This window comes from Methylobacterium sp. Leaf106, assembly GCF_001422895.1.
Lineage (GTDB): Bacteria > Pseudomonadota > Alphaproteobacteria > Rhizobiales > Beijerinckiaceae > Methylobacterium > Methylobacterium bullatum.
Genome location: NZ_LMNB01000001.1, coordinates 499,671 through 523,598, shown reverse-complemented (window position 1 = coordinate 523,598; position 23,928 = coordinate 499,671). Strand labels below are relative to the sequence as shown.

Here is a 23,928-nt window from a genome sequence, read left to right as displayed (position 1 = left end):
TCTCACCGACGTTTGGCCGCGCCGGCGATCCAGGCGTCGAGGCGTGAGACGAGCGATGCGGGGTCGCCGTCGAACGCCAGGATCTTCTGTCGCGCCGTATCCCCGGTGACGATGCGGATGTCGGACCGGCGCAGGTCCAGGGCCTCGGCGAGGGCGGCGATCAGCGCCGTGTTGGCCGCCCCCTCCACCGGAGGTGCGGCGACCCGCATCTGGACCCAGACGCGCCCGTCGGCGCCCTCCACGAGACCGTCGAGGCCGGTCCGGCTCGCGCGCGGCGTCAGGCGCACGGCGAGCCGGACGCCCTCCTGCGTCGCCGTGTACGGACGGGTTTCGGTCGTTGGCAGCATGGTTCCCTGTCCGTGCATGGTCCGGGCCGGTTTCCCGCGAACCCGGTGAATTTTCCCAAGGCCCTCGCGGCGATGCGGTGTGATCGGCATTTCGCTGCAAAGGCTACGCCCGCGCCGGTCAAACGCGGATCATCGACACGCATTTTATATCCGCAGGGCTGTCCCGGCAGCCGTGTTGCATTAAGCTCCACCGCATCGTCACTGGAATGCGTTCATGTCCGATCTCCGCCTGCGCCGCAGCGTCCTCTACATGCCCGGCTCGAACCAGAGAGCCCTCGACAAGGCGAAGACCCTGCAGGCCGATGCCCTGATCCTGGACCTCGAGGACGCGGTGGGCCCGGACGAGAAGGTGCTGGCCCGCGAGCAGGTCTGCGCGGCGGTGAAGGGCGGCGGCTACGGCGACCGCGAGCTCGTGATCCGCGTCAACGCTCCGCAGACCCCCTGGGGCGAAGCGGACCTGAAGGCGGCCATCGAAGCGCGTCCCGACGCCATCCTGATGCCGAAAGTGTCCTCGCCCGCGGTGCTGGAGAGCATCGCCAACCATCTCGAAGCCCTCGACGCGCCCGAGAGCATCGACGTCTGGGCCATGATCGAGACCCCGGCGGCGATCCTCAACATCCAGGACATCGCCAAGGCCCGGCGCGACCGGCGCACCCGGCTCACCTGCTTCGTCCTTGGCACCAACGATCTCGCCAAGGACACCTGGGCGCAGCTCGTGCCCGGCCGGGTGCCGATGCTGCCCTGGATGATGTTCACCCTGGCCGCCGCCCGCGCCGAGGGCCTCACCATCCTCGACGGCGTGTGGAACGACATCGGCGACATCGAGGGGTGCCGCACCGAGTGCCGCCAGGCGCGCGACCTCGGCTTCGACGGCAAGACGCTGATCCATCCCAACCAGCTCGAGCCGGCCAACACCTCCTTCGCCCCGACCGAGGAAGAGGTGCGCCGCGCCACCCTGGTGATCGAGGCCTTCGACAAGCCGGAGAACGCCAGGCGCGGCGCCATCAAGGTCGAGGGCCGCATGTACGAGCGCCAGCATATCAGCATGGCCCGCCGCGCGGTGAACTGGTCGGATTCCATCGCCGCCAGGGGATACTGAGGCAGGTCGTCTCCTCCATGAACGGCGGAGAGAGCCCCCCTCTCCCCGCAAGCGGGGAGAGGATCGCGGACACCTCGCCGTGTCCGCGATGAGCGGAGGCGAAGCCGGAGCGACGGTGAGGGGGCGGTTCCGATGGTGTCTCATCCGACATCGCCGCCTCACCGTCGGCTACCGCCTCGACGCGCCGACGACAGGGTCGTCGCGTCCCTCTCCCCGCAAGCGGGGCGAGGGAATGCGCACCCCGTGCAATCGGGGAGGGGTGCGGGAACAACGGATCGGGCGGCGGGATTGCCCGTCCATAGCGCTTCATCCCAACCAGCCCCGTCCCGCCTCCCTCATGAAAGCGGGACGGCTCGGTCGCGTGAACGGGTGAACGCGAGGCCTCCCGGTCGGGGGCCTGTCTCACCCCGTTTAGGACAGCACGCGCCTCATGAGCCCGATCCTCGAACCCTTCACCCTCGGCGACCTCACCCTCAAGAACCGCGTCGTCATGGCGCCGCTGACCCGGAGCCGGTCCTCCGACGAGGGCATCCCCCCGGATTTCGCGGTCGATTACTATGCCCAGCGCGCCAATGCCGGCCTGATCATCTCGGAGGCGACCAACATCTCGCCCCAGGCGGTCGGCTACGCGCTGACGCCGGGCATCTGGACCGATGCGCAGGTGGAGGGATGGAAGCCCGTCACCGCGGCGGTTCACGCCAACGAGGGCCGCATCTTCCTGCAGCTCTGGCATACGGGCCGCATCTCGCATCCCGACGTGCAGCCGAACGGCCAGTCGCCGGTGGCGCCCTCGGCCCTGAAGCCCGAAGGCATGGCCTTCACCAAATCCGGCATGAAGCCGCATGAGACGCCCCGTGCGCTGGAGACGGACGAGATCCCGGGCATCGTCGAGGATTATCGCAAGGCCGCCGAGAATGCGAAGCGCGCCGGGTTCGACGGTGTCGAGATCCATTCGGCCAACAATTACCTGCTCGAACAGTTCGTGCGCGATTCCACCAACAAGCGGACCGACCAGTATGGCGGGTCCATCGAGAACCGCCTGCGCTTCCCCCTCGCCGTGGTGAAGGCGGTGACCGAGGTCTGGGGCGGCAAGCGCGTCGGCATCCGCCTGTCGCCCGCCACCACGGAGCCGGGCAAGACGGCGCTGGACAGCGATCCGAAGGCGACCTTCGGCGCCTATATCGATGCCCTGAACGCATTCGACCTGCTCTACGTCCACACGATCGAGGGCGTGACCCAGCAGACCCGCGACGTACCGGACGAGGTGGATTTCGGCCAGATCCGCGAGCGTTTCCGGGGCGCCTATATCGGCAACAACCAGTACACGCTCGAACTCGCCGAGAAGGACCTCGCCGAGGGGAGGGCGGACCTGTTCAGCTTCGGCCGGCCCTATATCGCCAATCCCGATCTCGTGGAGCGGCTCCGCACCGGCGCACCGCTCGCCGAGGCTCCGAAGGCGTATTGGTATGGCGGGGGCGCCAACGGCTATTCCGACTGGCCGGGCATGATCGGCCCCGTCGCGTTCCGGCGCTGACGCCTCATCCCGGCGTGGAGAGGCGGGCCTCAGCCCTTCGGTGAGGGCTCGCCGCCCTGCGCCTCGGCCTGCTCGCCACCGGCATTGGCCGGTTGTGGCACCGACATCTCCGGGTAGCGCTTGCGATATTCCTTCAGGAAAGCCTGGAGGGTCTCCGCCTTGGTGGCCCGCTGCGCGATCTCGCGGAAAGCCTGGCTCCGCACCGCGTTCGGCTGGGTGAGCAGGGCGAAGGTGCGGGCGTCGGCGCTCTCGGCCATGGGCTCGGCGAACTTCGCCCTCAGGCGCTCCAGCCCGAGGGACTCGTTCGACAGGCCGTAGGCGATGGCCGAGCGGATGATGTCGGCGCGCATGGCATCGTCGAGGGGTTTGCGCAGGCGCCAGGCCTCGCCGACCATGGCCTCGTGCGCCTCGCCCGCCTCGCGCCAGCGTCGGCCGCTCCAGAGAATGTCCGCGCGCAGCCGCTCCACGTCGGCGCCGGTCTCCGCCTCGATGGTCTCCAGGGCGAGATCGGTGCGCGACAGGTCGGACAGGGCGCGCGCCCGGATGAGCGCGCGGGCACGGCGCAGATCCTCGGGCAATTCGGGCTGATAGGTGGCGTCGATGACCTGGAGCGCCTGGAGCGGCTTCTCGTCCATCATCCGGATGGTCGCCAGCCGCGCGGCGACGCTGGCGCGGGCCGGGCCGGTGAGACGGTGATCGACCTGATGCTGCAGCAGTTCACCCGCCGAATCGAGCAGGTCGAGTTCCACCAGCTTGTCGGCGAGGCGGCGCACGATCTCGTCGCCGCGCCGGCCGATCGGCGCGAAGTCCTTGAAATCGAAATACAGCGCCAGCGCCTCCACGCCGGACATCCGTGCCCCCTTCTCGGTGAGGAAGAGGTCGTCGAACAGGTCCTGGGCACTGTCGTGGAGCTCGCGGCTGATCGCCGATCCGGACGCCAGCGCATCCGCCTTGCGCGAGGCGGCGAAAGCCTGGCGCCAGCGCCCGGCTTCCATGTTCAGCTTGGAGAGCCCTGCGATCGTCCTCTGCTCGATCTCGTCGCCATGCCAGGTGAGAAGAAGCGTTTCCAGCCGTTCGATGGCCTCGGCCACCGGCATCTTGCCGAGGGCATGGGCGAGGACGGTGCCGCGCAGGGTCGCCACGGCGGCGGTCGGCCGGTCCGCCGTGTCGGACAATCGCTGATAGGTATCGAGCGCCGCGCTCGTCTGGCCCGTCACCTCGTCGATCCGCGCACGCAGGAAAGCCAGGCGGTCCGAGACCGAGCGGTCGGACGCGCGCGCCTGCGCGGTGGTGATCTGCTGGCTCGCGGTGGTCCAGTCGCCGGTCTCGATGGCGGCCTCCGCCGCAACCGAGCGAAGCAGGCTCTGCAGGTCGTCGGGATAGCGCTCGATGATGCCCGCCGTGTCCCGGAACGCCGTATCGGCGATGGGCCAGCGCCCCGCCTTGGCATCGAGATAGCCCTTCCACAGCCGCGCCTCCGGGTCGGCCCGCAGGTATTCGGAGTCGAGGGCCTTCCGCGCATCGGCGTAACGGGCCATCTGCGCGTTCGCTACGGCGGTGAGGATGGCGAGTTCGCGCTGTCCGGCCATCACCGGATCTTCGCTGGCCGCCACCTGAAGGACGCCGAGGGCTTCCAGGCCGAGCCCGTTGGCGAGCATGCTCCGCGCCAGGGCCAGCCTCAGCGGCCCGCGCGCCGGGCGCGGCGCGTCGACCACGGCGTTCAACTGCTCCCGCAGGTTCTCGCCGATATTGCCGCTCCGCGCCGCGTCCCAGGGCTGGCGCTCGATGGCGAGGTCGCTCACGGCGGTGAGGGCCGGTTCGGCCGGGCGCGCGACCCCGGAGACCGCCATGCCGCCTTCGCGGGCGATCACGACGCCGTCCATGTCCGGCCGCACGAGGAGATCGTCGGCCTTGGCGAGGACGGCCACGCCCTGGCGGCTCGGCAGCAGCTCGAAATCCACGAAGGCCTGCCGCTTGGGGATGCCGGCGGGCTTCGGGCCATAGCCGGTCACCACGCCGATCCGCTCGCCGCCCCGCTCGATCCAGGTCGCCCCGCCGGGGTGGGGCAGGCGGATGCCGATGCCGATGCGGCCGCTCGCTTCCGTGTTGCGGATCGTGGACAGCGTTTCGCTCGCCGACAGGTTCTCACCGGCGACGAGTTCCCAGCCGGTGGGCGCATCCGCATCGCCGATGGGGACGAGATCGAGGAGCCGCTCGCGGGGAACCTTGAAGCTCAGGGAGACGAAGGCACCCTGCCGCCGGGGCTGACTGACGAGATCGAAGACCGGATCTCCGGGGGGGACGGCGACCGTCTCGGGCGTCTCGAACACCAGGGTGGCGATGCCGGCCCGCTCGAACAGGGCCGCCGCCGGTTGGCGCTGGAACGGGAAGGCGAGGCCGGGTCCGGCCGGGCGCAGGACGACGGTCTTCTGCGGGAGAGTGGGCGCCGGGATGCCGGCCGGTCTGGCCTGCGCGGCGCTCACCGGCGCCGTCGCGGGTTTGGACGATGCGTCCCCCGCCGCGACCTTCGCGTCCGCCGCGGATGGCTTGATATCCGAAGCTTTGGCATCCGGGGGCGCGGCCTTGCGGAAGACGTCCAGCGTCACGCCGTCCTCGTCCCGTCCGGTCCGGATCTCGTAGCCGGCGGCGGGCGTCACCAGCAGGCGGCCGCCGTCACCGTCGTTCTCGACGCTCAAGGCCTCAATGGCGGGCTTCGTGCGCCCACGGGGCGCGAGGTCGTCGATGCGCCAGGGACCGGGAATCGTCAGCCGCGTCGCCAATCCGGCCTCGTCGAACCGCGCGGTCGTCTCCGGTGCGAGCCGCAGGCTGAGCCGGGTCAGGGTCGGCAGGCGCGAGAGTTCGAGGGGCAGGCGCTTGGGCTCGATAACGGGCTTGGCCGCGCGCATGGCGGCTTCCGCGATCTGTGCCCGGCGGACGAGTTCGGCCACGATCTCAGGCGGCAGCGGAGGGGGGAGCCCGGACCAGTCTTCGGGCAGCAGGTCCACGAAGACGTGTTCGCCCGCCGTCTGGACGTTGAGGCGATACGGCTTCTGCAGGGCGATGCGCAGGCCGGTCCCGTCGGGGTCCCGCCGGACCATGGTGACGAAATCGGGGATCTCGCCCGCGATCTTCTCGGGCGCCGAGGTGCTGGGCTCACCGAAATTCACCAGCAGGACGAGGCCGGAGATCCGAGCCTTCACCGGAACCGCCGAATCGAACGTCATGGCGATCCGGGCGTAGCGCCCGACCTGGTTCGCCTTCAGGGTGAGGAGGCGTGCCGCCTCGGCCTCGCTGCCCGAGACCAGCGTCCCGCCGAGGATCGAGGTCGCGACGAAGCCCGCCATGAGCCGGCGCCGTCGTCTCGCGATTTCGGCCCCCATTCCCATCGAAGGTCACGCCACACCGGATTGCCCGGAGAATCCGAAACCGATTCCCGCGACACGCTACACCGCCGGCGAGTCTCCACTGTCGAGGCTAACGCCCGCCTAACGCCCACTCGGCGCGATGTCTCGAAACTGCGCGCCCCCTGGATTCCCCCCGGAAAGACAGCCTTCCGCCGATGTCCGATCAAAAAAACCCCGCGCCGGCTTTCGCCGGGCGGGGAGGTGTTCAGAAGGACCTTCCTTGGGAGGAAGGCCGCAACGTTACCATGTGACATCCCACATTTGCCACATCGGAAGACGGGCATGTCCACCGCCGAGGCGGCTCGCGCGTCGATGCCGCGGGCCGAGTCGAGGCCGGCCCGTCCGACGTCGGGCGGCGAACGAGGAGGCGGTTCCGGTCTACATCCCACCGGTACCGCCGCTGCCGCCACCGGCGCTTCCGGCCCCGGACCGGCGCGAGGGCTGGCTGGAATTGCCGCTCGCTGCGGAACTGTCCCGCCCGCGACGGCCGCCGGTGTTGTTCGAGAGGCTATGGGTTCCAAATCCGCGCTTGGAATGGCGCGAGCGCGCATCGGCGGAGGTCGTCATCTGCGCGAGGGCGAGCGACGAGACGGCGAGGGCGCAAAAGGTGAGTGCCAAGGTCTTCATGAATTCTCCTGTCGATCCGGTGGGCCAACGCCAGAACGACCCGGAATATCCATGACGGGAGAACGAAGATCGCGACGGTAAAGACCCCGCCCGGCGCGAACCGGACGGGGGGAAGTCAGACAATCCCCCTCGGGGCGGAGGGTATGGGATAGACGCCCGACCACGGCCAAATCATCCCCGAAACGCGCAGGCCGCAGATGTCGCACCACCCCCGGCCGTGGCCGCCCTAGATAGAGGGGTCACTCGACGGAGCCGGAAACCGATGTGGTATCTGTACGGCGCCGTTCTTCTCGCGGGCATCGCGAACGCCGTGCAGGCGGGACAGAACGGCGCTCTGGCCAAGAGCCTCGGCGGATCCCTGAGCGCCGGCCTCGTCGTCGCGGCGGGAACGGCCGCCTGCATCACGCTCGCCGGCCTCGTCTCGGGCAAGCTGACCCTGCCGTCCGCCGCCCAGGTCCTGGACGTGCCCTGGTGGGCCTGGTTCGGCGGCGTGCTCGGGGGCGGCATCGTCGTGGCGCAGCTCATGGTGGCCCGCCAGATCGGGGCGGCCCCGTTCCTCGGAATGCTCGTGACGGCGGGCGTCGTCACCTCGATCCTGCTCGATCATTTCGGCTGGATCGGTTTCGAACGCCACCCGGCGACCCTGTGGCGGATCGCAGGCGGTCTGCTGATGATCGCAGGCGTCGCCCTCGTGGCGACTTTCTAGTCCGCCGGGCTGAACCGTTTCCACGGTGTCCGCCGTTATAGCGCTACTCTCAACCAGGAAGACCCATGCACCGTTACTTCCCCGTCCTCATCGCCGTCGTCGCGATCCTCGCGGTCGGGATCCTGTATGCCTTCGTCCGCAACGGCGACACGGCGCATACCGCCCCCGTCCAGCAGACGGCTCCCCGCTGATGCGTCGCCTGATGCCCCTGGTCCTGCTGGGTCTCGTCGCGATCCTCGCGGTGATCTGGGTGGGCGTCTGGAATTTCGAGGCGCTTCGCACTGAACGGGCCGAGAATGGCGGAGCCCCAGCCGTCCCGGCCTGCGATCCGAACAACACGGTCGGCAAGGCGATCCTGCCGAACTGCCCCGACGCGTCCATCACCGCGACGCAGAAGCGCTGACGCCCGCGCGTCCCTCGGACCGGTTCTGTCGAATCGGGCGCATTCCCGATCCCTGTGAGTGTTCCGAAGCCTGTTTGAGGTGTGTTTCCAAAGCTCTACCTCATCCTGAGGTGCCGCGCAGCGGCCTTGAAGGAGGCTTCCAGCCGGCATCGAGGGATCTGGAGGCCTCCTTCGAGACCGCCGCCATGCGGCGGCACCTCAGGATGAGGAGGTCCGATCGGAGGATCGACTTTTGCATATGATCGACTCTGGCGTGAGCATCCGCTGAGAGAAATCCGATCAGGAATTTTTAGCAGGATGATTTGAGCGGCGAAGGAAGCGTCGCGCAACGGAGGAACGCAGGGGTGTTGACAGCCGTTAACAAGCGCCTACATTGGAATGGCTGATGGGAGCAAGACCCCGTCACCCGAACAAGGAGATAGAAGCCGCCGTCGATGCCGCGATAAGCGCGGGCTGGTCCTGGACCCCTGTGTCCGGTCACGCCTGGGGCCGGCTATGGTGCCCACATCATGATCGCGACGGGTGTCGTATCTCGGTCTGGTCCACTCCAAGACACCCGATTGCGCACGCGAACGACATCGCGCGTGCAGTGGCGCGCTGTCATCACTGCATCGAGGGGCCTGATGATGAAGGCGTTTAGGTTCACGATCATAGCATCTGGGCTGGATCCCTTCGCCGACGATTTCGAGGATCGTTTCTACGAAGCCGGCTGCGACGACGCGACCATCTCTCTGCAGAAGGGCGTCATTCTTCTGGATTTTACGCGGGACAGTGAATCCTTCGAAGGCGCAGTCACGAGTGCCGTGTCGGATATCGAAGGTGCTGGCGCTCGGATCGTACGGATCGAGCCCGATCACCTCGTCAGTTTAGCCGATATCGCAAAGCGTTCGGGACTGACGAAAGCGGCGGTTTCTCTCTACGCGAAAGGAGAGCGGGGGGAGAATTTTCCAAGACCCGTTGCTTGCCTCACATCCAGCCACGCCCTTTGGGACTGGGCCGATGTAGCATCCTGGCTTTATGAGAGAGGCACCGTCACGGAGGAAGTCCGCGCACAGGCGCACTTCGTAAGATCAGCAAATTACGACATCGTCAGTCGAAATTTGCTCGAGCAGTCATCCATCTCCGATCGCGCGTCATAGCCGCATGGACGACCGGCATGACGACGCCGGTCACGCCCCGATATCAAGTCCGGAGACCACCCGACCCCGTCATTTCTTGACGACGAGCCCCGGGATGATCGTGCCGGTCTCGCCGAAATTGGCGACGGCCTTGGCGCAATTGGCCGGTACATCCTTGCCGTAGACATCGGCATAGGCTTTGACCCGCAGGATCAGCTCGCCGCCCGCGAGAGCATCCGGCTCGATGCCGAGGCCCCGCACCACAGTCTTGAACGTCTCGTAGTTCGGCTTCGATTCGGGGCAGGAGGCCGAGACGAACTGGAGCAGCCCGGCGAGCTTGGCGGCGGTGTTCTTCTGCCGCTCCTCCTTGGTGTCCGGCGGCGGAGGCGCATCCGGCGCGGGCTGGGCGGCAAGAGGAACCGTCAGGGTCCCCAACAAGAGCGAGGCGAGCACGATCTGCTTCATGGGTGGCGTGTTCCTACCTGTCTGTCCCGTCGCCCGACTGTTTGCCGTCAGTGCGAGAGTGCGCTGGCCCTCGCGAGGGCGGCACCGAAGCCGTTGAGCGGCACGGTGATCGTCGTGGGTTCGGTGGCGTCCTGCTTCGGGGCGAGAATGAGCAGGTTCTTGGCGGTCTTCATCGTGTCGGTGGCCAGGGTCGGCAGGCTCACCGGGACGAGGCAGCCTTCCGAACTGCAGGTGTAGTAGGGCGCGCCCTTGCCGAGAACCGCGTCGTCGATCTTGAAGCTCAACCCGGCCTCGATCTGGAATCCGAACGGCATCAGGATCAGCCCATCGGTGCGATCGTTCGCGGGCGGCTTCAACTCGATGGCGAATTCGCGGCGGTTCTCGCGCTTCGAGCCCTGGGCCTGCACCACCGAGCAGATCGAGACCTGGTTCTCGCGGGAGCAATTGATGCTCCAATCGCCATAGCTCTCGCTCAGCGCACTGGCGCCTTCCGGCCAGATCGCCTTGGCCGGGGCCACGGCGGCGGGCGCAGCGGCGACCGGGGCGGGGGCTTTCGGAGCGGGCTTCGGCTTCGGCTTGGGTTTGGGCTTCGCCGGCGCGTCGGAGGCGGCCGGTGCGTCCTGCTCCGGCGCGGCCTCCTGCGCCGAGGCGCCGTTCCAGGCGGTGATCGCGGCGAACGACATCACGCCGACCACGGGCAAAACATGTCTCCAACGCATCGAGCGGGCATCCGGCATTCGAACGAAATCAGACCTGCCGCCTAGCCCTCCCGGCCCGCGAGCGCAATGGACCCGCCGGCATCGCGATTCGTCGCCCACCGGCAATCCGACCCGGTCGTCCTTGCCGAATTTTCCCGCGAGCCCCGTCTACCCCGCTCGACCGTCCGGGTCAGCGACGCCTGTCCTGGCCGCCCTGGTCGATGGCCGGTAGCTCGTTGGGGCCGAGCCCCATGACGACGGGCTGCTGCGTCGGCGTCTGGCCGCGCGCGCGGTTGGCGAGCGCCACGGTGAGCTTCTCGGCGGGCTCCGACTGCATCAGCGCCAGCACGTCGGCCATCTTGCGCGGGTTCATCGCCAGGACGATGGGCACCAGCACGTCGAGGGAGAGGCGATCGAAGACGCGGGCGGCGTCCTTCGGCTTCATCGTCTCATACATGGTGACGATGTTCTTCAGGCCCATCCTCTCGGCCTCGGCCTGCCGCGCGGCGGCGCCGTCGGGCCTGTCCTCGTTGCGCTTGAGATCCTTGACGCCCTCTTCGAGCTTGCGCTCGGCGGTTCCGAGCATCTGCTCGCGCAGGCTCAGGGTCTCGTCGCGCTGCTTGAGGGCATCGCGACGGGCCGAGAGCTTTTCGAGGATGGCGCGCTCGCTGGCCGGCATCGGCTCCGGGGGAGGCGGGGGGCGCGGCGCGGGCGGCTCCGGTTCGGCCGCGGGCTTTTCCGGTTCCTTGGGCGTCACGGACCCGGTGGTCTGCGGGTCCGGCAGTTCGTAATTGGTCCGGGCCTTGGCGAGGACCCGCGCGAACTCCGGCAGCTGCGCGTCGGCCGAGGCCGGGCTCGGCCCCAGATCGTCGACGGCGATGGCGCCGAGCTTGAGCACGAGGAGGCCCACGGCCGCCAGCGTCACCGCATCGATCAGCCGCAGCTTGTAGGGACGCGCCTGTGCGGCGCCGGGCCGGCCGGTGCGGAGCTGTCCCAGGCGGGTCTGTCCCGCGCGGACGAGGGAGCGAGGCGTCGTCATGCGGCGCGGCTCCGCAGGCGGCCGAGCGCCCGCTCGGACATGGCGAGGGCGGCGGCGGCGGCAGCGCCGAGGCGCTCACCGTTGGGGCTCGACGGCGCGGCCTTCGTGTCCCCGGCCTCCACCGGCGCGGCGCGGATCTCTGAGGGGCGGATCTCGACGGGGGGCACCACGGCCACCCGCGAGGGCTGCGAATGGGAGACGATGGCGGAGATGCGGGCGATCACGGTCTCGCCGGCCTGGACGTGGGCGGAGAGGTCGGCGGCGTAGCGCTCCGCCGTGCCGAGGCGGTCGGCGAGGGTCCGGTCGCACTCGTCGAGGGTGGCGCGCAGGCCGATGATCGCCCGCTCGGCGGTGGAACTCGCCACCACGAGATCGCCGATGGTCTGGCGCAGGGCCGCCTCGTCGGCCTTCATCCGGGTGATGCGCCGGCTGAGCCGCACCGACGAGACGATGCTGGCCACGAGGAGGATGGCGACGAGGACGTCGGCGGCGAGGGTGACGAGGAGGCTCATGCGCGGGTCACCCGTCGTTGCGGTTGTTCATGGAGGCCTCGAAGGCCTGGAACGTGGTGCGCGAGCGCCGGAGCGGCCGCGTGAGTTGCACCGAGATGTTGTCGTCGACACGGCCGATGCGCCCCTGCGTCAGGGCCCAGTCGCCGCAGCGGACGTTGACGAGGTCGGTGGGCTTGGTGTCGAACATCAGCGTGTCGCCGACCTTCAGGGACAGCACCTTCTTCAGGGGCAGCATCATCTCGTGGAGGACCGCCTCCATGGTGGCGTCGGCCTGCCAGATCTCGGTGGCGAGGTGGCTTTCCCAGGTGTGGTCGCGGCCGAGCTTTTCGCCCATGAAGCTCTGCATGAGCAGTTCACGGATCGGCTCGATGGTGGCGTAGGGAAACAGGATCTGGAGCTGGCCGCCGCGGCCGTCCATGTCGAGCTTCAGGGTGATCAGGATGGCGGCGTTGGCCGGCCGGGTGATCGTGGCGAAGCGCGGGTTGGTCTCGATCCGGTCGATGCCGAAGCGCACCGGGGAGAGCGGCTGGAACGAGAGTTCGAGATCGCTGAGGATGATCTCCACGAGGCGCCGCACCAGCTGCATCTCGATGGTCGTGAACGGACGCCCGTCGAGCCGGGTCGCCGAGCCGCCGCGCTTGCCGCCCAGCAGCAGGTCGAGGGTCGAGTAGGCCAGGTTCGATTCCACCGTGACGAGGCCGGAATTCTCCCAGGCATCGGCCCGGAAGACCCCGAGCAGGGTCGGCAGCGGAATGGCGTTGAGATAATCGCCGAAGCGGACCGAGGTGATGTTGTCGAGGGTGACCTCGACGTTGTCCTGGAAGAAGTTGCGCAGGCTGGTCGACAACAACCGGATCATCCGGTCGAAGACGATTTCCAGCATCGGCAGGCGTTCGTACTGGACGACGCCCGAATCCACGATGGCGCGGACACCGCCGGCGCCCGAGGCCGACAATTCGCGCAAGGAGAAGCCGAGGACGCCGTCGATCTCGTCCTGGTTCAGGATGCGGTCGTTGCCGGCGAGTTCGGGGAGATTGTCGGTCTCCCCGTCCTCGATCATCGTCGCCCATTCGGCGGCGACGTCGCTGGCATGCGTGCTCGTGCCCTGCTCGGCCAGCGCCGCGCCCCACTCGTCGGCCAGCGAGGTCTCGCCGCCTTCGGCGTTCTGCGCGATCAGGGCGGCTGCCCAATCGTCCTCTTCGACCTCGTCTTCGGGACCTGCCATGACCGTCTCGACACCGATGGGGGTTACTGGACGATCACGTCCTTGAAGAGCACGGCCTCGGCCCGTGCCGGATGGATCGCGACGTTGACCCGGCGGAGCAGTTCCTCGCGGAGCCGGTACAATCCGGCCGAACCGGCGAGGTCGCTCGGGCGCAACTCGCGCATGTAGACCTGGAAGGTGTCCTCGATGCGCGGCATCAGCGGCTTCACCTCGCCCTCCACCTTGGCGTCCTTGAGTTCGAGGGAGACCTTGACCTTGGCCGTGCGCGGCTTGTCCTGGCCGGGCTCGTTGGCGAGGTTGACCACCATCTCGCGCACTTCGAGGAAGACCAGGGGCTTCTTCACCTCCACGGCGGCGTGATCGTCGCCGCCCTTCTTCTTCATCATGAAGAACCCGCCGCCGCCGGCCAGCACCAGCACCGCCGCGCCGATCATGATGATCTTCTTCTTCCCGCCTTTAGGGGCTTCGCCTCCGGCGTCCTCCCCGTCCGCGGCGGGGGCCGTCTTGGGCTTCTTGGCCATGGATCGCCCCCATCGAATCTCGTCCCAGGGTGCGACCGGCGCTGAGCCCCCGCGACCCCGTGGAGGGATCTATCCAAGGTTACGGTTAACGTCTCGTTAAGGCGGCAAAACCTGCCGGGTGGTTCTTGCCGCGGGGATGCGGCGGGAAGACGGTGCGACCGGCCTCTCTTCGCCACAAAACGTTGATTTCACTGATCTTTTTAGATTTTTTGGAGATGGCACGGGCCGTGCGGGTAACCTTAACGTCGCCGCAGCCCAAGGCTTATTCGATCCATGCAGAACGCGCTGTTTGTCGGAGTCTCCAGTCAGGTCGCCCTGCAGCGTGAGCTCGACGTGATCGCCAACAACATGGCGAACGTCTCCACCACGGGCTTCAAGGGCCGCAGCTCGCGGTTCCAGGAATACCTGATGCCGGTGGCGAGCGCCGACTCGTTCCATCGGCCAGACCGCCGCGTCTCCTACGTCATCGACCAGGGCACGGCCCTCGACCTCGCTCAGGGACCGATCGAGCAGACCGGCAATCCGCTCCACGTCGCGGTGCGCGGCGAGGCCTTCCTCGTGGTCCGCACCCCGAACGGCGACCGCTACACCCGCAACGGCGCGTTCGAGACCGACCCCCAGGGCAATCTCGTCACCAGCGACGGCTACGCCGTGCAGGGCGAGGGCGGCCCGATCCAGATCAACGCCCAGGAGACCGGCCTCTCCATCGGGCCGGACGGCACCGTCTCCACCAATCTCGGCATCCGCGGTCGCGTGCGGATGGTGACCTTCGCCAACCCGCAGGCGCTCACCAACGAGGGCGCCAACCTCTACGGGTCGGCGGCGGCTCCGGTGGCCGCCGGCATCAACGGCCGCCTCGAATCGGGTGCCCTCGAACGCTCCAACGTCAAGCCGGTCATCGAGATGACCCGGCTGATGGACGTGAACCGCACCTACACCATGGTCTCGGGCGTGATCTCGCGCCTGGACGAGCTGCGGGGCACGGCGATCCGCCGCCTCGCCGACGTCGCGTAAGGAACCCAGGCGATGCGCGCCCTCTACGCAGCCGCCACGGGCATGGCGGCCCAGGAACTCAACGTCCAAGTCATCTCGAACAACATCGCGAACCTGCGCACCACCGGCTACAAGCGCCAGACGGCCCATTTCCAGGACCTGCTCTACCAGAACCTGCGCCGGGCCGGCTCGTCCACCTCGGACCAGAACACGCAGCTTCCCGCCGGCCTCGCCCTCGGATCGGGCGTGAAGACGACCTCCACCGCGCGGACGATGTCGCAGGGGCCGCTCGCCTCGACGGAGAAGGAATACGACGTCGCCATCCGCGGCGAGGGCCTGTTCCGGGTGACCATGCCCGACGGCCGCACCGCCTATAGCCGCGACGGCTCGTTCGACCTCTCGGCCCAGGGCCAGCTCGTCACCCGCGACGGCTACCTCGTGGACCCGGGCATCACGGTGCCCAACAACGCCACCAGCGTCACGATCAGCGCGCAGGGCTCGATCCAGGCGACGGTGCCGGGGCAGACCGCGCCGCAGAATCTCGGCCAGTTCCAGCTCGCCCGCTTCGTCAACAAGGTCGGCCTCGAATCCATCGGCGACAACCTGTTCGTCGAGACCGCCGCCTCCGGCCCCGCCATCAACGGCCTGCCGGGCTCGGAGGGCTTCGGCAACCTGCAGCAGAGCTATCTCGAAGAGGCGAACGTCAACGCCGTCACCGAGATCTCGTCGCTGATCGCTGCGCAGCGTGCCTACGAGATGAATTCGAAGGTCGTCACGGCGGCCGACCAGATGCTCTCCACGACCTCGCAGATGTTCCGCGCCTGACGGTTCGTCCGGCCTGACCGTCCCGCTTCGCCTCTCCGTTTCAGCCCGCCTCCGAAAGCGTCGCGCCATGTTCGCCCTGAGACAGATCCCCACCGCCCAGCCGCGCCGCGTCGGCACGCTCACGCCCGGCATCGTCGTGCGCACGTTCCTCGCGCTCGCGGCCCTCGGCTTCATGACGGTCCAGGTTCTCGCCGAGGAGCCCGGCCAGCGGCTGCGCCTTCGCGGCGACGTCACCGCGCGCGGCGATATCCTGACGCTGGGCGATCTGGTGGAAGGGGCGCCGGCGGATCTGGCGCGGCGCCCGCTGTTCCGCGCCCCGGCGCTCGGCGCGTCGGGGACGATCCAGGCCCGCCGCATCGCCGATGCGGTGGCCCCCCTCGGCCTCGGCGAGATCGAGACCGGCGGCCGGAACCAGGTCTCGGTGCAGCGCGCCGCCCGGCGCGTCGGCCCCACCGAGATCGAGGCGGCGATCAAGCGCGTGCTGGAGACGGCCTACGGCCTCGACCCGCGCAACCTCGCCCTCCGCCTCGACGGCGAGAACACCGTCCTGCTGGCGCCCCTCGACCTCGATGGCCAGGCGGCGGCCCTCGACGTCACCTACGATCCGCGCCTGAAGCGGGTCGCCGCCCTCATCACCCTGGGCGAGCGCCAGGCCTCCCTGCGGGTCGCCGGGCTGGTGCAGGAAATCCGGGAGGTCCAGATCCTCTCCCGCACGCTCAACCGCGGGGACACCGTGACGGCCGGCGACGTCACCGTCGAGCGCCGCCCCCGCGAGGCGACGCCCCCGGATGCCCAGGCCGGCTCGGTGGTCGCCGTCGGTCAGATCGCCCAGCGCAGCCTGAGCGCCGGCTCCATCCTCCGCTCCGGAGACATCGCTCCGGCCGATCTCGTCCAGCGCGGCGAGGCCGTGACCATCGTGTTCGATTCGCCCGGCCTCAACCTCTCCCTGCGCGGACAGGCCAACGAGAACGGACGTCTGGGCGCGGCGATCACCGTCACCAATCCCGTCTCCAAGAAGACCCTCGCCGCCACCGTGATCGGCCCCGGCCGCGTCTCGGTCAGCTCCTCCGCCAGCATCGGCCGCCAGGCCAGTGCGGCGTTCGACGCCGGCCGCTGACACCGCCCCGATCCTCACGAGAAAAGCTGGCTCCCATGACCAACCGCTCCATGACCGCCCGTTCCATGCCCCTCATCAAGACGCCACTCTCCCTCGCGGCGATCCTGGTGGCCTGCTCGGCCCTGGGCGCCTGCAACACGGTGGACCGGCTGTCGCAGGTCGGCGCCACCCCGGCGCTCTCCTCCATCGAGGACCCCACCTCGCAGCCGGGCTACCGCCCGGTGCGCCTGCCCATGCCGGACGTGCAACCCGTCTCCTACGCACCCAATTCGCTGTGGCGGACGGGATCGCGCGCCTTCTTCAAGGATCAGCGCGCCGCCCGGATCGGCGACCTCGTGACGATCAAGGTCAACGTCACCGACAGGGCCAACCTGAACAACGAGACGAAGCGCTCCCGCTCCAACGCGGAAGGCATGGGGCTCCCCAACGCGTTCGGGCTGGAGAGCAGCGCCGCCGTCGCCGCCGCCGGGATCAGCCCGGACAAGCTCCTCGCCGGGACGTCGACCTCGTCGAGCGATGGTTCGGGGTCGGTCCAGCGCAACGAGACGGTGACGACCAACATCGCCGCCATCGTCAATCAGGTCCTGCCCAACGGGAACCTCGTGGTGGAGGGCAAGCAGGAAATCCGCATCAACTTCGAGGTGCGCGAACTCATCGTCGCCGGCGTGGTGCGGCCGGAGGACATCGAATCCGACAACACGATCGATTCCTCCAAGATCGCCCAGGCCCGCATCGCCTATGGCGGCCGCGGCCAGATCACCGACGTGCAGCAGCCCCGCTACGGCCAGCAGCTCGTCGACATCCTGCTGCCGTTCTGAGGCTGAGCCAGTTCGCCCGAGCGGTCTTATGTTCTGCGTCGTGGAACCTGCACATGCCGGGCTACGATAGTCACACATCTCGCGGGCCGCTCGGGTCCCCTCTCCTTGCAGGAGAGGAAGCGCGCCATGTCTCAGCTCGAACCGTCTTGGATAGAGGAACGGCCGTCGAAGAAAGGCGTGGACCCGGTGCCTTCCGAGCTAGGGAACGCGCGCGGCCCGCAAGACCGACGACGGTGCGTGAATAAATCTTGTCGACCAGCCCAGAGGGACCGTCCCGGTCAATGCTCGGTACCGGGCCGGTTGGGGCGCGGTGCGGTTCCGTGATTGTCGACGAAGGCCGAGCGTTCGGGGTCTTTCTTGAGTTTGGCGACGCGGGCGCGCTGCCACAACGCCACCCCGACGACGAGCGCGAAGGTTGCGAGGGCAAGCACGAGGATCAGAACTTCATTGTCCATGTCGGGATCCTTGATCGACGCGACGTCGTATCAGTAATCGTGACACCAGGACGAAGGTTCCGGGCGGGCAATTATCGTTTAAGGCCAAGCTTCTGTTGAATGCTCGGCGAGGTATTCAGGATCTAGAACTTCAGGGGCGACCGCCGAAACCTGTCACGACCACCGGCGGTCGCGACAGGTCCGTTCGATGGGCCACACCATCGACGCTACTCGTCGCGATAGACGCGCTCGCGCCGCTCGTGGCGCTCCTGCGCCTCCAGCGACAAGGTTGCGATGGGACGGGCGTCGAGGCGCTTCAGCGAGATCGGCTCGCCGGTCTCCTCGCAATATCCGTAGCTTCGGTCCTCGATCCGGGCCAACGCCGCGTCGATCTTGCCGGTGAGCTTGCGCTGGCGGTCGCGGGCCCGCAACTCGATGGCCCGGTCGGTCTCCGACGAGGCCCGGTCGGCCAGGTCGGGATGATTCTCGTTTTCGGTCTGAAGTGCCACGAGCGTATCCTGCGCTTCGCGCAGAATGTCGGCTTTCCATCCCACCAGCTTACGGCGGAAATACTCACGTTGCCGCTCGTTCATGAACGGCTCGTCCTCGGACGGCACGTAACCGTCGTCGATCTTGACTGTCGCCATCCTCGCCCCTTCGCAAGTCCGTCACAGCCGGTACGCGGCGATGTTTCGCGTGCCTATACTTGAGGGCGCCCGACACTACAACGCACCCGTTGGTCCTACCCCCCTCGGATTCGGTGTTGCGTGCCCCCTGCGACAAACACGCAACGGGTGCATCCGCCAGGCGCCCCCCGAGACGAACGCGCCGCCCTTGGCCTTCGGGCGGAAACCAGGCCGGATGGCGGTGCGAAGCCCCGTCGCATGGCGGTCGAAAACCCGTCGGATGGCGGTGGTCCGCTCTCCTGCGAATGCCATCGGACGATTGGGAGAGTCCAGTTTGCGGCCGGTGCGCCGTAACCTATAGGGTCGTTTCACGTCGGTCCCCGGACCGGCCGCGTGATCTCGCCCGCCGCGCGAAACCGAGGCCCTGAGAGTGCCGGAAAGCCGAACCTTGCCGAAGCCCATCGCCGGACATTCGGACATCTTCGTCGGCTCGAGCGAGATGGCGGCCCTGATGCGGGCCAAGGACTGGTCGCAGACTCCGCTGGGGCCGCCGGAACGCTGGCCCGAGGCGCTGAAGGTCGCCCTGCGCATCCTCCTGACCTCGCGGTTCGAGATGTGGCTCGGCTGGGGGCCGGAGATCGCGTTCTTCTACAACGACGCCTATCGCCCGACGCTCGGCCTCAAGCACCCGGAATCGCTCGCGAAACCCACCAAGATCCTCTGGGCCGAGATCTGGGACGACATCGAGGCGCGCATCCGCAGCGTCTACGAGGACGGCGAGGCGACCTGGGATCGCGGGCTGCTGCTGCTCCTCGAGCGCAACGGCTATCCCGAGGAAACCTACCACACTTTTTCCTACAGCCCGGTCCTCGCCGACGACGGAACGGTGGGCGGCCTGTTCTGCGCGGTCAGCGAAGAGACGAACCGCGTCATCAGCGAGCGGCGCCTCGGAATCCTGCGTCTCCTCGGCGAGAGTCTCGCTCGGGCGGAGAGCCGCTCCGACGTGCTGCGGGCGGTGGAGGCCAGCCTCGGCGAGGCCCGTCGCGATCTGCCCTTCAGTGCCATCCATCTCTACGACGGGGGCAGCCTCGCCCGTCTCGCCGCCGCCACCGGGATGTCGGCGGACCATGCCGCCCTGCCGGAGGTCATCGATCCCGCCGGCCCCCTCGCGGGCTTGCTCGGGGGCACGGGACACGAGACGATCGTCGATCTCGATCCGTCCCAGAACTGGCCGACCGGCGACTGGTCGAGGCCACCCGCGCAGGCGGTGAGCCTGCCCCTGGTCGGACAGGGTGGAAGCGCGCCGCTGGGCATCGTCACGGTGGGGCTGAACCCGCACCGGCCCATCGATGCCGATTACCTGAGCTTTCTCAAGCTCTTGGCCGGACAGATCTCGTCGAGTCTCGCCAGCGTCTCGGCCTATGAGGCCGAGCGCGAGCGCAACGCTGTCCTCGCCGAAGCCGTTCGCATGCGTCAGGAGGCGGCCGAAGCCCTGAGGCAGGCCAACGAGGCCCTCCTCTCGGAAGTCCGGCAGAGGACGGCGGAGCGCGACCGCATGCGCACCCTGTTCCAGGACGCACCCGGCTTCATGTGCGTCCTGAGCGGACCCTCGCACGTGTTCGAGTACACCAACGAGGCCTATCTCCAGCTCGTCGGGCATCGCGACATCATCGGGATCGGCGTCCGCGAGGCGTTGCCGGAGGTGGAGGGACAAGGCTTCTTCGAGCTTCTCGACGAGGTCTACGAGACGGGCAGGCCCTTCATCGGCCGGAACATGCCGGTGACGATCCAGGCCGGACAAGATGGCGGCCTCGAACAGCGCATCCTCAACCTCGTCTATCAGCCGATCACGGAGGCCGACGGCAGCGTCACCGGCATCTTCGCCGAGGGGCACGACGTCACCGACCGCGCGCTCGCCGAAGATGCGCTGAGACGCCTGAACGAGACGCTGGAACAACAGGTCCAGGCCCGGACCCAGGAGGTCCAGGAGCGGACCCAGGAGCGCGATCGGGCCTGGCGCCTGTCGCAGGATCTGCTGATGGTGACGGAAGCGGACAGCCGGATCGCAGCGATCAACACCGCCTGGACGACCCTTCTCGGCTGGACATCCGCCGATCTCGCCGACCGCTCCTTCGCGGATCTCGCCCATCCCGACGACCGCGACGCCGTCTGCGCGACCTTCTCGGCCATCGTCGCCGAACCGCTCACCGACCCCTTCGAGTTCCGGCTGCGCCACGCCGACGGCAGCTACCGCTGGTTCGCCTGGACGGGCGCGTTCGAGGACGGGCGGATCTATGCCAGCGGCCGCAACACCACGGCCGAGCGCGAGCAGGCGGCCGCCCTCGCACTCGCCGAGGACGCCTTGCGTCAGGCCCAGAAGATGGAGGCCGTGGGCCAGCTCACCGGCGGGATCGCCCACGATTTCAACAACTTGCTCACCGGGATCGTCGGCTCCCTCGACCTGATGCAGACCCGCCTGTCGCAGGGCCGGATGGACAATATCGAACGCTACGCCAAGGCGGCGATGTCCTCCGCCAACCGGGCCGCGGCGCTGACTCACCGGCTCCTCGCCTTCGCCAGGCGCCAGCCACTCGATCCGAAGCTGGTCGACGCCAACGCCCTGATCGCATCCCTCGAAGACCTCCTGCGCCGGACGATCGGCGAGACGATCTCCCTCGACATCGTCATGGGGGAGGGGCTGTGGGCGACCCTGTGCGATCCCCACCAGCTCGAGAACGCGATCCTCAACCTCGCCATCAATGCCCGCGATGCCATGCCGGATGGCGGCCGGCTGCGCATCGAAACCAGCAATTCCGAACTCGACCGCGCCTATGCCCGACTGCATCCGGGGGTGGAGCCGGGCGCGTATGTCCGTATCGTCGTATCGGATACCGGCACCGGCATGCCGGCCGACGTCATCGCCCGAGCCTTCGACCCGTTCTTCACCACGAAGCCCCTGGGGCAGGGGACCGGCCTCGGCCTGTCGATGATCTACGGCTTCGCCCGGCAGTCGGACGGCCATGCCAAGATCGACTCGCAGGTCGGGCACGGTACGGCGGTGAAGCTCTACCTGCCCCGCTCCGTCGAAGCGGTCCCGGAGCCAGGCACGGCGGACACCATCACGGAGGCGGCCCGTCTCGGCGCGGGGGAGACGGTCCTCGTGGTCGAAGACGAGGGGGTGGTGCGCGACCTCATCGTCGATGTGCTGGAAGACCTCGGCTACCGCGCGATCTCGGCCCCGGACGGCCTGTCCGGCCTGAAGATCCTGCTCACCCAGGAGCGTGTGGACCTGCTCGTGACCGATGTCGGCCTTCCCGGCCTCAACGGTCGCCAACTGGCGGATCAGGCCCGCGAAACCAGGCCCAATCTGAAGGTGCTGTTCATTACCGGCTATGCCGAGAACGCCATCTTCGGCAACGGCCAGCTCGATCCGGGCATGCAGATGATCACCAAGCCGTTTCCGGTGGAGATCCTGGCCGGCCGGATCCGCGAGATGATGGAAAGCTGAAGCGCCAGAAGGCTTTCGCTTATGACGACAGGTTCGGTCAGGTGGCTTGAGCGGCCGAGAGCTTGGCGAGTTCCACCGCTGCACGCAGCTCGATATCGGCGATGAGCCCGTCGAGGCGCGGATCGCCGCTGGACCCGGCACGCTCTGAGAGTCGGCTCGCGATGGCTTGGAGTTCACGCGTCGAAACCCTTCCCATCACCAGGGAAGCCTTCAGCCGGTCGAGACCGTCGAGAAGGTCGTGGCCACGCTTGGCGAAGCGACGGCGGCGCTCGCCGGGCTGCTCGCCCTGACCCTGCAGGGTCAGGATCGCGTCGAGCCCCGCCAGGGAGGTGGTGGGTGCGGTGGTGGCCGAAGAGGTGCTCGCCGCTGCGTCACCGCCAAGCAGGAAGGAAGAGGACGCATCCGTCTTACGCAAAGCGGGCGAAGCGGAGGCCGAGGCGTGGGAGACGAGGCGGTTATCGACGCGCATGAGCCGTCTCCGAAAATCAGGGCGTCGCTTCGCGCATCGGCACGACGATCGTTTCGCCCAGCAGAATCCGCCCTCGATGGTTAACCATCCGTAAACGACCGGGCAGAAGCTGCCGGGTCGGCAGGTAAAGCGGTTCCCACCGTGAGCACGGAAAACGCCATCTCGAAAAATAAGCGTTTTTTGTCAGATGCTTGACCGACATGGACAGTTGGCATGGTCCTGGCAGACCATCCGGCATGTCCAACGTCCACGACATGCCCCGCCGACCAGCAAAGCGCATCATGCCAATCGCGACCGCCCGGACCTTCCAATCGGCACTCCTCACCTGCGGCGCGGCGCTGCTGGCGCTGGTCTTCGGCTTGAGCGGCCAGGCTTTCGCCCTGTCGCGGGTGAAGGATCTCGCGAGCATCGAAGGCGTGCGGCAGAACCAGCTGGTGGGCTACGGTATCGTCGTCGGCCTCAACGGCACCGGCGATACCCTCAACAACATCCCCTTCACCCGGCAGTCCCTCCAGGCGATGCTCGAGCGGCTCGGGGTCAACACGAGGGGGGCCACCATGCGCACCCAGAACCTCGCGGCCGTGATGGTGACGGCGAGCCTGCCGCCCTTCGCCACACAGGGAAACCGGATCGACATCACGGTCTCGTCCCTGGGCGACGCCAAATCCCTCCAGGGCGGCACCCTGCTGGTGACGCCGCTCCTCGGCGCCGATGGCGAGGTCTACGCCCTGGCCCAGGGATCGGTCGCCATCGCGGGCTTCTCGGCCGAGGGCGATGCCGCCAAGATCACGCGCGGGGTGCCCACCAACGGGCGCGTGCCCAACGGGGCGATGATCGAGCGGGAGACGGCGTTCAAGATGAACGACATGCGCTCCCTGCGCCTGTCCCTGCGCAACCCGGACTTCACCACCTCGAAGCGGATCGCCGCCGCGATCAACGACTTCATGGGCGCCGACACCGCCGAACCCACCGACCCGGCCACCGTCACCCTGCAGATCCCGGCGAAGTACAACGGCAACATGATCCGCCTCGTCACCGAGATCGAGCAGCTGAAGATCGAGCCCGATCAGACGGCGCGGGTCGTCGTCGACGAGCGCTCGGGCATCATCGTCATGGGCCGCGACGTGCGCGTATCCACCGTCGCCATCGCTCAGGGGAATCTGACCGTCACCATCACCGAGCAGCCGCAAGTCAGCCAGCCTGCGCCACTCTCCAACGGCACGACTACCGTGGTGCCGCGCACCGGCGTCAAGGTCGATACAGGCGAAGGCAACAAGCTCGCCATGGTCAAGGAAGGTGTCACCCTGCGTGAGTTGGTGGATGGCCTGAACGCGTTGGGGGTCGGCCCACGCGACCTGATCTCGATCCTCCAGGCCATCAAAGCTGCCGGCGCCCTCCAGGCCGATATCGAGGTGATGTGATGCACCTCCCTCTCTTCCT

The 23,928-nt window shown here is 68.1% G+C and carries 24 protein-coding genes; 12 read left to right on the top strand and 12 right to left on the bottom strand.

What is annotated here, in order from left to right; genetic code table 11:
- Positions 1-2: 2 nt before the first annotated feature.
- Positions 3-347 (bottom strand): DUF167 family protein, encoded by a 345-nt coding sequence (locus ASF34_RS02635; protein WP_056158325.1) that lies wholly within the window; start codon positions 345-347, stop codon positions 3-5.
- Positions 348-561: 214 nt separating this feature from the next.
- Between ASF34_RS02635 and ASF34_RS02630 the strand changes: the two genes are divergently transcribed.
- Both ASF34_RS02630 and ASF34_RS02625 read left to right on the top strand, forming a co-directional pair.
- Entirely contained in the window at positions 562-1,446 is an 885-nt protein-coding gene (locus ASF34_RS02630; protein ID WP_018042588.1) for an HpcH/HpaI aldolase/citrate lyase family protein, read from the top strand.
- Positions 1,447-1,876: 430 nt separating this feature from the next.
- Positions 1,877-2,980: an alkene reductase gene (locus ASF34_RS02625; protein WP_056158322.1), complete on the top strand. Its 1,104-nt coding sequence runs from the start codon at positions 1,877-1,879 to the stop codon at positions 2,978-2,980.
- Positions 2,981-3,009: 29 nt separating this feature from the next.
- Here the strand turns inward: ASF34_RS02625 and ASF34_RS02620 are convergent, their stop codons facing one another.
- Entirely contained in the window at positions 3,010-6,324 is a 3,315-nt protein-coding gene (locus ASF34_RS02620; RefSeq protein WP_082494043.1) for a hypothetical protein, read from the bottom strand.
- Positions 6,325-6,762: 438 nt separating this feature from the next.
- Positions 6,763-7,011, bottom strand: coding sequence for a hypothetical protein (locus ASF34_RS02615; RefSeq protein WP_018042591.1), 249 nt, complete (start codon positions 7,009-7,011; stop codon positions 6,763-6,765).
- A 262-nt stretch (positions 7,012-7,273) separates the two neighbouring features.
- Here ASF34_RS02615 and ASF34_RS02610 point away from each other — a divergent pair, with 262 nt between their 5' ends.
- The 4 genes from ASF34_RS02610 (at position 7,274) to ASF34_RS02600 (ending at position 9,259) form a co-directional block, all read left to right on the top strand.
- Positions 7,274-7,717, top strand: coding sequence for a DMT family transporter (locus tag ASF34_RS02610; RefSeq protein WP_056144166.1), 444 nt, complete (start codon positions 7,274-7,276; stop codon positions 7,715-7,717).
- A gap of 65 nt (positions 7,718-7,782) precedes the next feature.
- Entirely contained in the window at positions 7,783-7,908 is a 126-nt protein-coding gene (locus ASF34_RS23580) for a hypothetical protein (protein ID WP_018042593.1), read from the top strand.
- A complete protein-coding gene (locus ASF34_RS02605) occupies positions 7,908-8,120 on the top strand; it encodes a hypothetical protein (RefSeq protein WP_026175717.1) in 213 nt (70 codons plus the stop codon). Before ASF34_RS23580 ends, ASF34_RS02605 begins: the two co-directional genes overlap by 1 nt.
- A 623-nt stretch (positions 8,121-8,743) precedes the next feature.
- Positions 8,744-9,259 (top strand): hypothetical protein, encoded by a 516-nt coding sequence (locus ASF34_RS02600; protein ID WP_082494039.1) that lies wholly within the window; start codon positions 8,744-8,746, stop codon positions 9,257-9,259.
- 69 nt (positions 9,260-9,328) lie between these two features.
- Here ASF34_RS02600 and ASF34_RS02595 read toward each other — a convergent pair whose 3' ends face one another.
- The 6 genes from ASF34_RS02595 to fliL all read right to left on the bottom strand — a co-directional run bounded on the left by ASF34_RS02595 (position 9,329) and on the right by fliL (position 13,698).
- Entirely contained in the window at positions 9,329-9,703 is a 375-nt protein-coding gene (locus tag ASF34_RS02595; RefSeq protein ID WP_018042597.1) for a hypothetical protein, read from the bottom strand.
- Positions 9,704-9,750: 47 nt separating this feature from the next.
- Positions 9,751-10,422 carry an invasion associated locus B family protein gene (locus ASF34_RS02590; RefSeq protein WP_156465607.1) on the bottom strand — a complete coding sequence of 224 codons (672 nt, stop codon included), beginning with the start codon at positions 10,420-10,422 and terminating at the stop codon, positions 9,751-9,753.
- Positions 10,423-10,591: 169 nt separating this feature from the next.
- Positions 10,592-11,440, bottom strand: coding sequence for a MotE family protein (locus ASF34_RS02585; protein ID WP_244478870.1), 849 nt, complete (start codon positions 11,438-11,440; stop codon positions 10,592-10,594).
- Positions 11,437-11,952, bottom strand: a complete 516-nt coding sequence (locus ASF34_RS02580) for a DUF6468 domain-containing protein (RefSeq protein WP_018042600.1) — start codon at positions 11,950-11,952, stop codon at positions 11,437-11,439. The genes ASF34_RS02585 and ASF34_RS02580 overlap by 4 nt, the downstream gene beginning before the upstream one ends.
- 7 nt (positions 11,953-11,959) lie before the next feature.
- Positions 11,960-13,177 (bottom strand): flagellar motor switch protein FliM, encoded by a 1,218-nt coding sequence (gene fliM / locus ASF34_RS02575; RefSeq protein WP_018042601.1) that lies wholly within the window; start codon positions 13,175-13,177, stop codon positions 11,960-11,962.
- A gap of 23 nt (positions 13,178-13,200) precedes the next feature.
- On the bottom strand, positions 13,201-13,698 hold the full coding sequence (fliL, locus tag ASF34_RS02570; RefSeq protein WP_056144178.1) for a flagellar basal body-associated protein FliL: 498 nt from the start codon (positions 13,696-13,698) through the stop codon (positions 13,201-13,203).
- Positions 13,699-13,971: 273 nt separating this feature from the next.
- Between fliL and flgF the strand changes: the two genes are divergently transcribed.
- From flgF to flgH, 4 genes are all read left to right on the top strand, one after another.
- Entirely contained in the window at positions 13,972-14,712 is a 741-nt protein-coding gene (gene flgF, locus ASF34_RS02565; RefSeq protein ID WP_018042603.1) for a flagellar basal-body rod protein FlgF, read from the top strand.
- A 12-nt stretch (positions 14,713-14,724) separates the two neighbouring features.
- Entirely contained in the window at positions 14,725-15,516 is a 792-nt protein-coding gene (gene flgG, locus ASF34_RS02560) for a flagellar basal-body rod protein FlgG (protein WP_018042604.1), read from the top strand.
- A 67-nt stretch (positions 15,517-15,583) separates the two neighbouring features.
- On the top strand, positions 15,584-16,633 hold the full coding sequence (gene flgA, locus ASF34_RS02555) for a flagellar basal body P-ring formation chaperone FlgA (RefSeq protein WP_056158316.1): 1,050 nt from the start codon (positions 15,584-15,586) through the stop codon (positions 16,631-16,633).
- 50 nt (positions 16,634-16,683) lie between these two features.
- The gene (flgH, locus tag ASF34_RS02550; RefSeq protein WP_056158917.1) at positions 16,684-17,451 is read left to right on the top strand and encodes a flagellar basal body L-ring protein FlgH; all 768 of its coding nucleotides are present in this window, start codon (positions 16,684-16,686) and stop codon (positions 17,449-17,451) included.
- Positions 17,452-17,729: 278 nt separating this feature from the next.
- On the opposite strand, the gene ASF34_RS23045 is transcribed toward flgH, so the two are convergent.
- Positions 17,730-17,906 carry a hypothetical protein gene (locus ASF34_RS23045; protein ID WP_018042607.1) on the bottom strand — a complete coding sequence of 59 codons (177 nt, stop codon included), beginning with the start codon at positions 17,904-17,906 and terminating at the stop codon, positions 17,730-17,732.
- 206 nt (positions 17,907-18,112) lie between these two features.
- A complete protein-coding gene (dksA, locus tag ASF34_RS02545) occupies positions 18,113-18,532 on the bottom strand; it encodes an RNA polymerase-binding protein DksA (protein WP_018042608.1) in 420 nt (139 codons plus the stop codon).
- Positions 18,533-19,010: 478 nt separating this feature from the next.
- Between dksA and ASF34_RS02540 the strand changes: the two genes are divergently transcribed.
- The gene (locus ASF34_RS02540) at positions 19,011-22,019 is read left to right on the top strand and encodes a PAS domain-containing protein (protein WP_056158914.1); all 3,009 of its coding nucleotides are present in this window, start codon (positions 19,011-19,013) and stop codon (positions 22,017-22,019) included.
- Between the two features lie 37 nt (positions 22,020-22,056).
- On the opposite strand, the gene ASF34_RS02535 is transcribed toward ASF34_RS02540, so the two are convergent.
- Complete coding sequence (locus ASF34_RS02535; protein WP_056158313.1) at positions 22,057-22,488, bottom strand: flagellar assembly protein FliX; 432 nt, start codon at positions 22,486-22,488, stop codon at positions 22,057-22,059.
- Positions 22,489-22,769: 281 nt separating this feature from the next.
- Here ASF34_RS02535 and ASF34_RS02530 point away from each other — a divergent pair, with 281 nt between their 5' ends.
- Positions 22,770-23,909 (top strand): flagellar basal body P-ring protein FlgI, encoded by a 1,140-nt coding sequence (locus ASF34_RS02530; RefSeq protein WP_026175720.1) that lies wholly within the window; start codon positions 22,770-22,772, stop codon positions 23,907-23,909.
- The last annotated feature ends 19 nt before the right edge of the window (positions 23,910-23,928 follow it).